The following is a 13,635-nucleotide window of genomic DNA, read 5'->3' on the forward strand; positions in this document are numbered from 1 at the left end:
TCATGGAGTCTGTTTTTGCTGAGCCTCAAGCTCGGCAACACGCGCTTCCAGCGCCTCCAGGCGGGCACGGGTCTTGGCCAGCACCTGGGCCTGGACGTCGAATTCCTCGCGCGTGACCAGGTCCAGCTTGGCAAAACCCTGACTCAGCATGGCCTTGACGTTCTTCTCGATGTCCTTGGCCGGAGAGTTCTCGATCGCCTTGTTGATCTTGGATTGCAGGTCTTCAAAAAATGGGGGCTTGTCCATGTCGGATCTCCTTGGCTGATAGCTGTACTGCAAGTTTAGCGGTTTCCCGCTCATCCTCAAACCGCGATGTCCTGTACAGACTGCATTTTTGTGCACAGGTGCCGTCACGAGGTTGAATTTTCTTTCGAGAAATGCGCCGACTTGGTGATCCTGGCCTCGCCCACCACCCACGCACCAAAATGTGATTGCCGCGTCCGATGCAGGTTTGACAAAAAACAAGCAATATCGCACCAATGACGTGCATCGACAGGCTTGATGCACTATTTTGAAGCTGTTCTCGAAAAAAATCGTTGCAAATCTCTGGTTTCACGCAAAAAGACAAGTCTGCCTTGCCGAACGGACATGGCACGGCTCCTGCTAAAGGGTTTGGGCAAAGACAAAAAAACGACTTTATTGTTCAAACATAAACCAGAGGGAAAGTCATGAAGAAACTGATTCTTGCAACAGCCATCGCCGCATCCTTCGTTTCTACCGTGGCCCGCGCCGAAGACGCCAAGCCGGATAATGAATTGAGCTTCAACGCCGCCGTGGTGAGCGACTACCGCTACCGCGGCCTGACCCAGACCCGTTTCGACCCGGCGCTGCAGGTAGGTGCTGACTACACGCACAACCCGACCGGTCTGTACGCCGGCACCTGGCTGAGCAACATCAAGTGGATCAAGGACGCCGGCACCCTCACCGGTACCGATACCAAGGGTAACGTCGAGTGGGACATCTACGGCGGCAAGCGCGGTGACATCGGCGGCGGTTTCACCTATGACGTCGGCGGCCTGTACTACTACTACCCGGGCAACACCCTGGCCAACAGCGGCGCCAAGAACGCCAATACCTTCGAACTGTACGGTCAGGTCGGTTACGGTCCGGCCTATTTCAAGTATTCGCAATCGCTGACCAACCTGTTCGGCGCCGTCAACAGCAAGTACAGCCAGTACTTCGATCTGGGTGCCAACATCGAGACCTACTATGGCGTCATGCTCGGTCTGCACCTCGGTCACCAGAACGTGCGTGGCAACCCCGGCCAGTTCAGCTACACCGACTGGAAGGTCGGCCTGTCCAAGACCTTCGACGACGCTGCCGGCATCACCCTGGGCCTGGCCTATGTCGGTACCGACCTGAAGGACGGCGTGACGACCACCCCGGCATCGGATGGCACCAAGAACGTCGGCAAGAACGGCTTCGTCTTCTCCATCAGCAAAACTTTCTAACAAGAGGTTCGTATGAAACTGATCACAGCGATCATCAAACCGTTCAAGCTGGACGAGGTGCGTGAAGCCCTCTCCGCGATCGGTGTGCAAGGCATCACCGTGACTGAAGTCAAGGGCTTCGGTCGTCAGAAAGGCCATACCGAGCTGTATCGCGGTGCCGAGTATGTGGTCGATTTCCTGCCCAAGACCAAGATCGAGGCGGCCGTCGACGACGCCATCGTCGAACGCGCCCTGGAAGCCATCGAGACTGCTGCCCGCACCGGCAAGATCGGCGACGGCAAGATCTTCGTCCAGGACCTGCTGGATGTGATCCGTATCCGCACCGGCGAGACCGGTAAAGACGCTCTGTAAAAAAGGGGAATTCTAATGAGCATGAAGAAAATGTTTTCCGGCGCGCTCGCCATTGGCGCGCTGTTGTTGGCGGTAGGCTTTACCGCTCCGGCCCAGGCGCAGGACGCGCCCAAGCCTGAAGCCGCAGCGGCCACCGCCGCTGCCCCGGCCGCTGCCGCTCCGGCTGCGCCCAAGGCTGACGCCGCTGCCCCGGCGGCGGCTCCCGCCGCACCGGCCGCTGCTGCTGCCGCGCCGGCACCGGTGCCCAACAAGGGCGATACCGCCTGGATGCTGGTCTGTACCGCCTTCGTCATCCTCATGACCCTGCCTGGCCTGGGTCTGTTCTACGGCGGCCTGGTCCGCAGCAAGAACATGCTGTCGGTGCTGATGCAGTGCTTCATGATCTTCTCGCTGATCTACATCCTGTGGTTCGTCTACGGCTACAGCATCGCGTTCACCGAGGGCAATGCCTTCTTCGGCGGATTCGACCGACTGTTCCTGCACGGCTTGACGGGTGACTCCAACACCGGCACCTTCAGCAAGGGCGTGGTCATTCCGGAACTGGTCTTCGTGGCCTTCCAGGGTGCGTTTGCCGCCATCACCGTGGCGCTGATCATCGGTTCCTTCGCCGAACGCGTGAAGTTCTCGGCGGTGATCCTGTTCTCGATCCTGTGGTTCACCTTCTCCTACCTGCCGATGGCCCACATGGTCTGGTTCTGGCCGGGTCCGGACGCCTTCACCGACGCTGCTGCCGCTGAAAAGGCGACCGCCATCTCGGGCTGGCTGTTCCAGAAGGGCGCGCTGGATTACGCTGGTGGCACCGTGGTGCACATCAACGCCGCCATTGCCGGCCTGGTCGGTTCCTACGTGATCGGCAAGCGTATCGGTTTCGGCAAGGAAGCCTTCAAGCCCCATAGCCTGACCCTGACCATGGTCGGTGCCTCGTTGCTGTGGTTCGGCTGGTTCGGCTTCAACGCCGGTTCCGGTCTGGAAGCCAACGGCACTGCTGCCCTGGCCTTCGTCAACACCATCCTGGCTACTGCTGCTGCCGTGCTGTCCTGGAGCTTCGGCGAATGGATCGGCAAGGGCAAGCCTTCCATGCTGGGTGCCGCTTCCGGTGCCGTCGCTGGCCTGGTGGCGATCACCCCGGCCGCTGGCTTCGTGGGCGTCATCGGCGCCGTGGTCATGGGCCTGATCGCTGGTCTGCTGTGCCTGTGGGGCGTGAGCGGTCTGAAGAAGATCCTGGGTTCGGACGACGCGCTGGATGTCTTCGGCGTGCACGGCGTGGGCGGCATCCTGGGTGCCATCCTGACCGGCGTGTTCGCAGCCCCCAGCCTGGGCGGCACCGGCATCTATGACTACGTGGCCAACGCCGTGGCACCGGATTACTCCATCGGCGGCCAGGTCTGGATCCAGTTCCAGGGCGTGCTGACCACCGTGATCCTGTCGGGTGTGGTCTCCTTCATCGCCTACAAGATCGTTGACGTCGTCATCGGCCTGCGTGTGACCGAGGAAGAAGAACGCGAAGGCCTGGATATCTCCAGCCACGGCGAATCGGCTTACCACTAAGCATCGCTCTACTGAGTCTGCAGTATTCCTTCGGGGCTGGAAACGGCCTCTTTATCAGGCGCCTTCGGGCGCCTGTTTTCATTTGTAGGCATTTGTAGGCGTTCGTACGCGTTCGTACGCTTCACAACATGAAGAAAAGCGCATACTTGTCATATCGCCAAGTTGTCTGCCGGGTTGTCGCTTTTTCGTCATTTTTCTTCATGAAAAAAGCTTTCCCGATGCAATGCCGCGTCGCAGGCGGATAATTCCCGAGTAATTGAGTCGGACTCTTTAAAATGCCGTCTTCATCGCCATGTGAACACTCCCGTCCACGCCTTTGCAGCGACCGTGGCCGGGCCGGGCTTTGCTGAAATGACAACGGCGGTTTCTACCGCGTTGCAACACGGTTTCAGGAATCCGCTAAAATCGACACTCGCTGCCGGCATTTACATCTCGTTAAGGTCTTTTATGGTCCCGCATCTTGTCACCGCTCTCAATGGTCCCCTGCTGGAGCTGGAGAAGAAAATCCTGGGCGCCACGCCGGCCATCGAACGCTGGTTCCGCATGGAGTGGCAGGAGCACACGCCGCCCTTCTATTGCTCGGTCGACCTGCGCAACGCCGGTTTCAAGCTGGCCCCGGTCGACACCAACCTGTTCCCGGGCGGCTTCAACAACCTCTCCCCGGAGATGCTGCCGCTGGCGGTACAGGCGGCCATGGCGGCCATCGAGAAATACTGTCCGGATGCGCGCAATCTGCTGCTGATCCCGGAAACCCAGCCCGGCAACACCTTCTACCTGCAGAACATCGGCCGTCTGATGCAGATCTTCCGCCAGACCGGCCTGAACGTACGCCTGGGCAGCCTGGCGCCGGGCGCAGCCAAGCCGCAGCAGATCGAGCTGCCCGACGGCACCCATATCACGCTGGAACCGCTGGAGCGCTCGGCCAATGGCCGCCGCCTGGGCCTGAAGAACTTCGATCCCTGCACCGTGCTGCTCAACAATGACCTCTCCAGCGGCATTCCCTCGGTGCTGGAAGGGCTACATGAACAAAGCGTCCTGCCGCCGCTGCATGCGGGCTGGGCGCTGCGCCGCAAGAGCAATCACTTTGCCGCCTACGATGAAGTGGTGAAGAAATTTTCCAAAATGGTCGAGGTCGACCCGTGGATGCTCAATCCGCTCTTCGCCAAGGTCGGCGACATCGATTTCCAGGAGAACACCGGCACCGACGCGCTGGCCGACAGCGTCTCCTCGCTGCTGTCGAAGATCCGCAAGAAGTACAAGGAATACGGCATCAAGGAGCAGCCTTTCGTCTTCATCAAGGCCAATGCCGGCACCTACGGCATGGGCATCATGGCGGTCAAGGATGCCAGCGAGATCAAGGATCTGAACCGCAAGCAGCGCACCGGCATGCTGGCCGGCAAGGAAGGGCTGGAAGTCTCGGAAGTGATCGTGCAGGAAGGCGTGCACTCCTTTGAGCGCATCAACCAGGCCGTGGCCGAGCCGGTGGTCTACATGATCGACCGCTACGTGGTGGGCGGATTCTATCGCGTGCATGCCGAGCGCGGCGTCAATGAAAACCTCAATGCGCCCGGCGCGCATTTCGTGCCGCTGGCCTTCGCCCAGCAGCATGCCCTGCCGGACATGCACGCCAAGCCGGGCACGGCTGCCCCCAACCGTTTCTACATGTATGGGGTGGTGGCGCGGCTGGCCTTGCTGGCCGCCTCGGTGGAGATGGAAAAGACCGACCCCAACCCGGAAGTTTATTAATATCGCGCCCTTGCCAGGCACAACAGGACCCTAGCCTCATGAAAATCGCTTTCCTCGCCGATCCTCTGGAGTCGTTCAAGACGTACAAGGATTCCACCTTCGCCATGATGCGCGAGGCCGCGCGTCGCGGCCACAGTATCTACGCCTTTGAACAGGGCGACCTGGTGCTGGAAAGCGGCCTGGTGACGGCCAATGCCTGCAAGATCACCCTGACCGGTGATGCCGATGACTGGTATCGCGCCGACAAGCCGGCGTCGTCCTTCCTCTCCGAATTCGATGCGGTGATCGTGCGCAAGGATCCGCCCTTCGACATGGAGTACATCTACACCACCTACCTGCTGGAACTGGCCGAGAAGCAGGGGGCGCGCGTATTCAACAAACCGGCAGCGATCCGCAGCCACAACGAGAAGCTGGCCATTGCCCAGTTCCCGCAGTACACCGCGCCGACCCTGGTCACGCGCGACGCCAGGCGTCTGCGCGCCTTCCACGACGAGCACCAGGACGTGATCCTGAAACCCCTCGATGGCATGGGCGGCATGGGCATCTTCCGCGTCAAGGCCGATGGCATGAACCTGGGCTCCATCATCGAAACCCTGACCGACAACGGTCAACGCACGATCATGGCACAGCGTTTCATTCCCCAGATCAGCGCAGGCGACAAGCGCATTCTCCTCATCGGCGGCAAGGTGGTGCCCAATGTGCTGGCACGCATTCCGCAGGGCAACGAGGTGCGCGGCAACCTGGCCGCGGGCGGTTTGGGCAAAGCGCAGCCGGCATCGGCACGCGACATCGAGATCGGCGAGGCGCTCGGTCCGATCTTGTATCAACGTGGCCTGTTGCTGGTAGGATTGGATGCGATCGGCGACTATCTCACCGAAATCAACGTGACCAGCCCGACCTGCTTCCAGGAAATCACCGAGCAGACCGGGTTTGATGTGGCGGCGATGTTCGTGGATGCACTGGAGGCAGCCGCAGGGGCAGCAGAGGCAACAGGGTCGGTCCGATAATGGGATCGACAGAGCATGACGGGCTGCTCGGGGAAAAGCGCGTCGCATCAGATGGCAACAATTCCATGGTTGGTATTCTTCTCTTGACGCACGCCCCGCTGGGGCAAGCTTTCCTGGCCGCCGCCACGCACGTCTTCCGCGGCCGTCCCGAACGGATGGAGGCGATCGACGTGATCGCCGACCAGAACCCGGCGGAGGTGCAAAAACTGGCCATCGAGGCCGTCGGTCGCCTCGACGATGGCAGCGGCGTACTGGTCATCACCGATGTCATGGGCGGCACGCCCTCCAACTGTACGGGCTTCCTGTGCGGATTGGGCAACGTGCAGGTGATCGCCGGCATCAGCCTGCCCATGTTGCTGCGGGCGCTGACCTACCGTAACGACACGCTGGATGTGGTGGTTGAAATGGCGCTGGCAGGCGGCCAGAATGGTGCGGTGCGCATCGACAACCGCATCCGGGTGGCGGCGTCGGCCTGAATCTTGCGCCTGGCCGCATCGAACCGCGCCAACACGATAAAAACGAAAGCAGAACATGATTCAAAAAGAACTCGAAATCGTCAACAAGCTGGGCCTGCACGCGCGCGCCTCGGCCAAGCTCACCCAGCTGGCCGGCAAGTTCAAGAGCGAAGTCTGGCTGACCTTCAACAAGCGCCGCGTCAATGCCAAGTCCATCATGGGCGTGATGATGCTGGCCGCCGGCAAGGGCAGCATCGTCACCCTGGAAACCGAGGGCGCCGACGAGCAGGAATGCTTCACCGCACTGGAAGCGCTGATTGCCGACAAGTTCGGCGAAGGCCAGTAATCCCCTTCACTGCACTTGCGGTATTGCGCCGCAACATCGCGGCATGGCTGGAATGCTTCTTGCGACATGTCAAGGCCCGTGCATTTCCTGTGCGGGCTGAAACAATGTTCATATACGCTGCTTGTCCTATAGTCTTTGGCGCAGCCCGCCCGGTCGTGATTGCCAAATCATTATTTGTTCGGTAACTTGCTTGAGCTACCGCGCGCTGGCAACACGGCGGACTATAAGAAAACAGGCAGGAGATACGCGATGGCTTCATTCAGCTTACATGGAATCGCGGTGTCGCAAGGCATCGCCATCGGACGCGCGCACTTGATGGCGCCGGCCGCACTGGACGTCAAACATTACCTGATCGCACCCGACCAGGTCGAGGCCGAGATCGGGCGCCTGAAGAGCGCGGTCAAGGCGGTGCACCAGGAACTTCATATCATCCGTTCCGAACTGCCCAAGGACGCGCCGCCCGAACTGGGCGCCTTCATCGATGTGCATTCATTGATTCTGTCGGACCCGATGCTGGCCGAGGTGCCGCAGGACATCATCCGCCATCGCTACTACAACGCCGAATGGGCGCTGGTGACGCAGATCGAGGAATTGTCGGCGCAGTTCGACGAGATCGAGGATCCCTACCTGCGCGAGCGCAAGGCCGACATCCAGCAGGTCGGCGAGCGCATCCTCAAGGTCCTCACCGGCAGCGCCGGCCAACTGCCACCTACCGGCGAAGCCGCCGCCAACATCATCGTGGTGGCCCACGACATCTCGCCGGCCGACATGCTGCAGTTCCGCGAGAGTGCCTTCGCCGGCTTCGTCACCGATCTGGGCGGTCCCAATTCGCATACCGCCATCGTGGCCCGCAGCCTGGCCATTCCGGCGGCCGTGGGCATGCACAATGCTTCGGTGCTGGTCAAGCACGACGATGTGCTCATCATCGATGGCGATGCCGGCGTGGTCATCGTCGATCCTTCCCCGCTGGTGCTGGCGCAGTATCGCGCGCGCCAGGAACGCCTGCTGCGCGAGCGGAAGAAACTTTCACGTCTCAAGAAAACCCCGGCCATCACTCAGGATGGCGAACCCATCACGTTGCTGGCCAACATCGAGTTGCCCAACGATGCCGCCAATGCCTTCGAGGCCGGCGCCATGGGGATCGGTCTGTTCCGTTCGGAATTCCTGTTCATGGGGCGCGCCGGTCATCTGGAAAAATTCCCCAGCGAGGATGAACAGTTCGAGTCCTACAAGCAGGCCGTCATCGCCATGAAGGGCCGGGTGGTCACCATCCGTACCCTGGACGTGGGCGCCGACAAGCCGCTGGACGAGGACGAGGAAACGGCCCTGAACCCGGCACTGGGCTTGCGTGCGATCCGCTATTGCCTGTCCGAGCCGCAGATGTTTCTGACGCAGTTGCGCGCCATCCTGCGTGCCTCGGCTTATGGTCCCATCAAGCTGCTGGTGCCGATGATGGCGCATGCCTTCGAGATCGACCAGACGCTGGCCATGATCGAACAGGCCAAGCAGCAACTGCGCGAGCGCAAGCAGAAGTTCGATGAAGAAATCCCGGTCGGTGCCATGATCGAGATCCCGGCGGCGGCGCTGGCGCTGCCCTTGTTCATCAAGCGGCTGGACTTTCTCTCCATCGGCACCAATGACCTGATCCAGTACACCCTGGCCATCGACCGCGTAGACCACGAGGTGGCGCATCTCTACGACCCGCTGCATCCGGCGGTGCTGTTCCTGCTCTCCACCGTCATCACCCAGGGGCGCAAGGCCGGCATTCCGGTCTCGGTGTGCGGCGAAATGGCCGGTGACCTCAAATGGACGCGCCTGTTGCTGGGCATGGGGCTGCTGGAATTCTCCATGCACCCTTCGCAGATCCTGTCGGTGAAGAACGAGATCTTGAACAGCGACCTGCGCCTGCTGGAGCCGCAGGTCAAGAAGGTGCTGCGCGCCAGCGAACCGGCCGCCATCGCGGCGGCCATGGCGCAGTTGCAGGCGCTGCAGGCCGAACCCGCCATGGCCGAGGCCAGAGTCGCCACGCGCCGTCGTTAAGCAGCATGACGCATGCCGGGCAGGGCCGTTTGACGGGTCTGCCCGACTTGGGTATTCTTACACCACTGCGCCGATTTGAACGGTTTGACCAACTTCAGCTTGCGGGCGCCGGGATACTGATCCCATCTAAATGCGGCTAAAGCGAGCTTGGATCGGCTGTTCCTCCCAAGACGTAGCGTAGCCCCATCGATGAGTGAGCCCGCAAGCAATGCTTCCGGGCTTTTTTGTTGCCCGCGCACGAGACTGGCCACCCCGCCCGGCGAAGCGACCGCCAGCATCGCTCGCACCGAGCCCCCTGGCGCCGAGTCACTTACGCAGAACAATCATGTCGATGGCAATCGTATCGCCCCAGGTCATGCACTTCGCCGAGCCGCTGCCGCTGCAGAGCGGCGCCTCGCTGGCGGACTACTCGCTGACCTATGAAACCTACGGCACCCTCAATGCCGACAAATCCAATGCCGTGCTGGTCTGCCACGCGCTCAATGCCTCCCATCACGTGGCCGGCGTCTATGCCGACGATCCTGACAACGTCGGCTGGTGGGACAACATGGTCGGTCCCGGCAAGTCCCTGGATACGGACCGCTTCTTCGTCATCGGTGTCAACAACCTGGGTTCCTGTTTCGGCTCGACCGGCCCGATGCACCCCAACCCGGCCACCGGCAAGCCCTATGGCGCCGATTTCCCGGTGGTGACGGTGGAAGACTGGGTCAACGCCCAGGTGCGCCTGGCCGACCGGCTCGGCATCGCCTGCTTCGCCGCCGTCATGGGTGGCTCGCTGGGCGGCATGCAGGCGCTGGCCTGGAGCATGATGTATCCGGATCGCCTGCGTCACTGTCTGGTGATCGCCTCCACGCCCAAACTGTCGGCCCAGAACATCGCCTTCAACGATGTGGCGCGGCAGGCCATCCTGACCGATCCGCAGTATCACGGTGGCGATTTCTATGCGCATGGCGTGGTGCCCAAGAATGGCTTGCGGGTGGCGCGCATGGTGGGGCATATCACCTATCTGTCGGATGACGACATGGCCGAGAAATTCGGCCGCGACCTGCGCTCGGGGCAGTATCAGTTCGGCTATGGCGTGGATTTCGAGATCGAGTCCTACCTGCGTTACCAGGGCGACAAGTTCTCGACCTATTTCGACGCCAACACCTATCTGCTCATCACCAAGGCGCTGGACTATTTCGACCCGGCCCAGGAATTCGGCGGCGATCTGGCCAAGGCGTTCGCCCGTACCCGGGCCAAGTTCCTGCTGGTGTCCTTCACCACGGACTGGCGCTTCTCGCCCGAACGCAGCCGCGAGATGGTGCAGGCGCTGGTGGCCAACAAGCGCCGCGTGAGCTATGCCGAAATCGACGCCCCGCACGGGCATGACGCTTTCCTGCTGGACGATGCGCGCTATATGAAGGTGGTGCGCGAATACTACGGAAGTATCTGGACTGAACTGCAGCAGGAGGGCCGCGCATGACTTTCGAACAATTGAGCGCACTGCGCCCCGACCTGGCCTTCATTGCCCACTGGGTGCGCGAGAAGTCGCAGGTGCTGGACCTGGGTTGCGGCGATGGCGTGATGCTGGATTATTTGCAGAGCGACAAGGGCTGTACCGGCTACGGGGTGGAGATCGACGATGCGCAGATTCCCAAGTGCGTGGCACGCAATGTCTCGGTGATCCAGCAGGACTTGAACGGCGGTCTGGCCATGTTCGAGGACAATGCCTTCGATACCGTGCTGTGCCTGTCTGCGCTGCAGATGGTCAAGGATGTGGAGGGGACCCTGCGCGAAATCGCCCGGGTCGGGCGCGAGGTGACGGTGTCCTTCCCCAACTTTGCCTACTGGCCGCACCGCGTGGCGCTCCTGCGCGGGCGCATGCCGGTGTCCAGGAGCCTGCCGTACCAGTGGTATGATACGCCGAACCTGCGCTGCGCCACGATCCGCGACTTCGAGGCGCTGGCCAACGAGCTGGGGCTGGAAGTGCTGGAATGCGTCGCCCTGAAGGACGGCAAACCGGTGCGCTACTTCCCCAACTGGCGCGGCAGCCTGGCGGTGTTCAGGCTGCGCAAGCGCTAGCCGGAAATTTGCAGAAAGCTTCACCATGTCCCGCAGACGCCGGCCCGGCAGCGCCCACCGCTGGCCACCGGCGTTTTTTGTTTCATCTTCCGCGTTTTTCGAGCCGAGCCGCCCCACCTTATGACCGCACCCGCCGCTTCCTGGCATCAATACCTGAACCGGCGCATGCTGATCTGCGTCTTCCTTGGGTTCACCTCCGGCCTGCCGCTGTTCATCCTGCTGAGCCTGTTGCAGGCCTGGCTGGCCAAGTCCGGGCTGAACGTCAAGACCATCGGACTGTTCGCGCTGGTGATGTTCCCCTATACCTGGAAATTCGTCTGGTCGCCGTTGATGGACCGCTTCCACTTCGGGCGCATGGGCCGACGGCGTGGCTGGATGGTGTCCACGCAGCTGCTGCTGTTCCTGGCCATTGGCGGCATGGGCATGCTCGACCCGCTCTCCGACGTCAGCACGATTGCCATCATGGCCTCGGTGGTGGCCTTCCTCTCGGCCAGCCAGGACATCGCCATCGATGCCTACCGGCGCGAGATCCTGCCCGAAGCCGAACTGGGCCTGGGCAGTGCCATCCACGTCAATGCCTACAAGCTCTCGGGCATGGTGCCGGGCGCGCTGTCGCTGGTGCTGGCCGATCAACTGCCCTGGCCGACGGTGTTCTGGATCACGGCGGCCTTCATGCTGCCGGGGCTGCTGTGCTCGCTGGTAGTCAAGGAACCCAAGGTCTATGGCACCCCGCCCAAGAATCTTTATGAAGCCGTGGTGCTGCCGTTCCGTGAATTCATCGCCCGTGGCGGCTGGGGCAATGCGCTGTGGGTGCTGGGCTTCATCTTCCTCTACAAGCTGGGCGACAGCATGGCCACCGCCCTGGCCACCAAGTTCTATATCGACCTGGGCTTTTCAATGACCGAGATCGGCGTGGTCTCCAAGACCACCAGCCTGTGGGCCAGCGTGGCTGGTGGCATCATCGGCGGCATCTGGATGGTGCGGCTGGGCATCAACCGGGGTTTGTGGGTGTTCGGGGTGCTGCAGGCCATTCCTATCCTGGGCTTTGCCTGGCTGGCCCACGTCGGTGCCAGCCTGCCGGTGCTGGCGGTGGTGATCGGGGTGGAAGCCTTCGGCGTGGGGCTGGGTACCACGGCCTTCGTGGCCTACATCATGCGTGAGACCGATCCACGTTATACGGCGACGCAGTTCGCCTTGTTCACCAGTTTGATGGCCGTGCCGCGTACTTTTGTGAATTCTTCGGTCGGTTATATCGTCGCCGACACCGGCTGGTTAAATTTTTTTCTAATTTGTTTCGTTCTGGCCTTGCCTGGAATGCTGATGTTGCCTAGAATTGCGCCCTGGAATGAAAAGCCGGTTGAGTCGCAGACACAAAAAGCCTGAAGATTCGAAAAAACGTCGCGGGTCGTTCCTCTGAGCAATATCCGGCAGTCGATAAAATATTTAGCGTTGAAGCGAAAATTTATTTGACAGTCCAGCGATGTTCCTCTATAGTTTTGAGTTCCCTGCACGGAGAGGTGGCCGAGTGGTTAATGGCAGCAGACTGTAAATCTGCCCTCTTACGAGTACGCTGGTTCGAATCCAGCCCTCTCCACCATTAGGCCGGGAGTCAAAGCAGTCTGCAGTACATACGCGATCGAAAGACGCGGCGGTTGTGAAGTGAACGTTGTTTCCTCGCGGGTGTAGCTCAATGGTAGAGCTGAAGCCTTCCAAGCTTAAGACGAGGGTTCGATTCCCTTCACCCGCTCCAAGTTTTGGTCCGGCTGCATGTTTGGTTGTTGTGCAGTCGGAAAAATGCCCTTGTAGCTCAGTGGTAGAGCACTCCCTTGGTAAGGGAGAGGCCACGTGTTCAATCCACGTCAAGGGCACCAGTTTCTCGTCGTATCGCTGACAAGTCAGTAATCAGTCGGGCGTGTTGCCTGGACATTCTCATCAAATTTAGGAGTCTAAGATGGCAAAAGGCAAGTTTGAACGGACCAAGCCGCACGTGAACGTCGGCACCATCGGTCACGTTGACCACGGCAAGACCACCCTGACCGCTGCAATCGCAACCGTTCTGTCGAAGAAGTTCGGCGGCGAAGCGAAGGCCTACGACCAGATCGACGCAGCGCCTGAAGAAAAGGCCCGCGGCATCACCATCAACACCGCGCACGTCGAATACGAAACCGCGAACCGTCACTACGCGCACGTTGACTGCCCAGGCCACGCCGACTATGTGAAGAACATGATCACCGGCGCAGCCCAGATGGACGGCGCGATCCTGGTGTGCTCGGCCGCTGACGGCCCGATGCCGCAGACCCGCGAACACATCCTGCTGTCGCGCCAGGTTGGCGTTCCTTACATCATCGTCTTCCTGAACAAGGCTGACATGGTGGACGACGCCGAACTGCTGGAACTGGTGGAAATGGAAGTCCGCGAACTGCTGTCGAAGTACGAGTTCCCTGGCGACGACCTGCCCATCGTGAAGGGTTCGGCCAAGCTGGCGCTGGAAGGCGACACCGGTCCCCTGGGCGAGCAAGCCATCATGGCCCTGGCAGAAGCCCTGGACACCTACATCCCGACCCCGGAACGTGCCGTTGACGGTACCTTCCTGATGCCGGTGGAAGACGTGTTCTCGATCTCCGGCC

13 protein-coding genes and 3 tRNA genes are annotated in these 13,635 nt (G+C 61.0%); 15 read left to right on the plus strand and 1 reads right to left on the minus strand.

The window, feature by feature from the left end; genetic code table 11:
- Positions 1 to 246: an accessory factor UbiK family protein gene (locus ACODSZ_RS17535; RefSeq protein ID WP_008334075.1), complete on the minus strand. Its 246-nt coding sequence runs from the start codon at positions 244 to 246 to the stop codon at positions 1 to 3.
- Between the two features lie 422 nt (positions 247 to 668).
- Here ACODSZ_RS17535 and ACODSZ_RS17540 point away from each other — a divergent pair, with 422 nt between their 5' ends.
- From ACODSZ_RS17540 to ACODSZ_RS17610, 15 genes are all read left to right on the plus strand, one after another.
- Positions 669 to 1,451: a TorF family putative porin gene (locus ACODSZ_RS17540; RefSeq protein WP_008334077.1), complete on the plus strand. Its 783-nt coding sequence runs from the start codon at positions 669 to 671 to the stop codon at positions 1,449 to 1,451.
- Positions 1,452 to 1,463: 12 nt separating this feature from the next.
- Positions 1,464 to 1,802, plus strand: coding sequence for a P-II family nitrogen regulator (locus ACODSZ_RS17545; protein ID WP_006713297.1), 339 nt, complete (start codon positions 1,464 to 1,466; stop codon positions 1,800 to 1,802).
- Positions 1,803 to 1,817: 15 nt separating this feature from the next.
- Positions 1,818 to 3,350, plus strand: coding sequence for an ammonium transporter (locus ACODSZ_RS17550; RefSeq protein ID WP_175344514.1), 1,533 nt, complete (start codon positions 1,818 to 1,820; stop codon positions 3,348 to 3,350).
- Positions 3,351 to 3,797: 447 nt separating this feature from the next.
- Positions 3,798 to 5,096: a glutamate--cysteine ligase gene (gene gshA / locus ACODSZ_RS17555; protein ID WP_008334081.1), complete on the plus strand. Its 1,299-nt coding sequence runs from the start codon at positions 3,798 to 3,800 to the stop codon at positions 5,094 to 5,096.
- Between the two features lie 38 nt (positions 5,097 to 5,134).
- Positions 5,135 to 6,103: a glutathione synthase gene (gene gshB, locus ACODSZ_RS17560; RefSeq protein ID WP_175344513.1), complete on the plus strand. Its 969-nt coding sequence runs from the start codon at positions 5,135 to 5,137 to the stop codon at positions 6,101 to 6,103.
- A 65-nt stretch (positions 6,104 to 6,168) separates the two neighbouring features.
- Complete coding sequence (locus ACODSZ_RS17565) at positions 6,169 to 6,579, plus strand: PTS sugar transporter subunit IIA (RefSeq protein WP_008334083.1); 411 nt, start codon at positions 6,169 to 6,171, stop codon at positions 6,577 to 6,579.
- Between the two features lie 55 nt (positions 6,580 to 6,634).
- Positions 6,635 to 6,904, plus strand: coding sequence for an HPr family phosphocarrier protein (locus tag ACODSZ_RS17570; RefSeq protein ID WP_175344512.1), 270 nt, complete (start codon positions 6,635 to 6,637; stop codon positions 6,902 to 6,904).
- A 249-nt stretch (positions 6,905 to 7,153) separates the two neighbouring features.
- The gene (gene ptsP, locus ACODSZ_RS17575) at positions 7,154 to 8,944 is read left to right on the plus strand and encodes a phosphoenolpyruvate--protein phosphotransferase (RefSeq protein ID WP_008334085.1); all 1,791 of its coding nucleotides are present in this window, start codon (positions 7,154 to 7,156) and stop codon (positions 8,942 to 8,944) included.
- Between the two features lie 325 nt (positions 8,945 to 9,269).
- Positions 9,270 to 10,409, plus strand: coding sequence for a homoserine O-succinyltransferase MetX (gene metX, locus ACODSZ_RS17580; RefSeq protein ID WP_488928146.1), 1,140 nt, complete (start codon positions 9,270 to 9,272; stop codon positions 10,407 to 10,409).
- Positions 10,406 to 11,008, plus strand: coding sequence for a methionine biosynthesis protein MetW (gene metW / locus ACODSZ_RS17585; RefSeq protein ID WP_008334087.1), 603 nt, complete (start codon positions 10,406 to 10,408; stop codon positions 11,006 to 11,008). Before metX ends, metW begins: the two co-directional genes overlap by 4 nt.
- Before the next feature lie 120 nt (positions 11,009 to 11,128).
- Entirely contained in the window at positions 11,129 to 12,391 is a 1,263-nt protein-coding gene (locus ACODSZ_RS17590; RefSeq protein WP_488928147.1) for an AmpG family muropeptide MFS transporter, read from the plus strand.
- A 128-nt stretch (positions 12,392 to 12,519) separates the two neighbouring features.
- Positions 12,520 to 12,605 (plus strand) — tRNA-Tyr (locus tag ACODSZ_RS17595).
- 79 nt (positions 12,606 to 12,684) lie between these two features.
- Positions 12,685 to 12,758: transfer RNA gene (locus tag ACODSZ_RS17600), tRNA-Gly, on the plus strand.
- A 46-nt stretch (positions 12,759 to 12,804) separates the two neighbouring features.
- Positions 12,805 to 12,879, plus strand: a tRNA-Thr gene (locus ACODSZ_RS17605).
- A gap of 80 nt (positions 12,880 to 12,959) precedes the next feature.
- A partial coding sequence (locus tag ACODSZ_RS17610) for a GTP-binding protein (RefSeq protein ID WP_488928148.1) occupies positions 12,960 to 13,635 on the plus strand: 676 nt, incomplete at its 3' end.

Source organism: Herbaspirillum sp. FG34, from assembly GCF_057809315.1.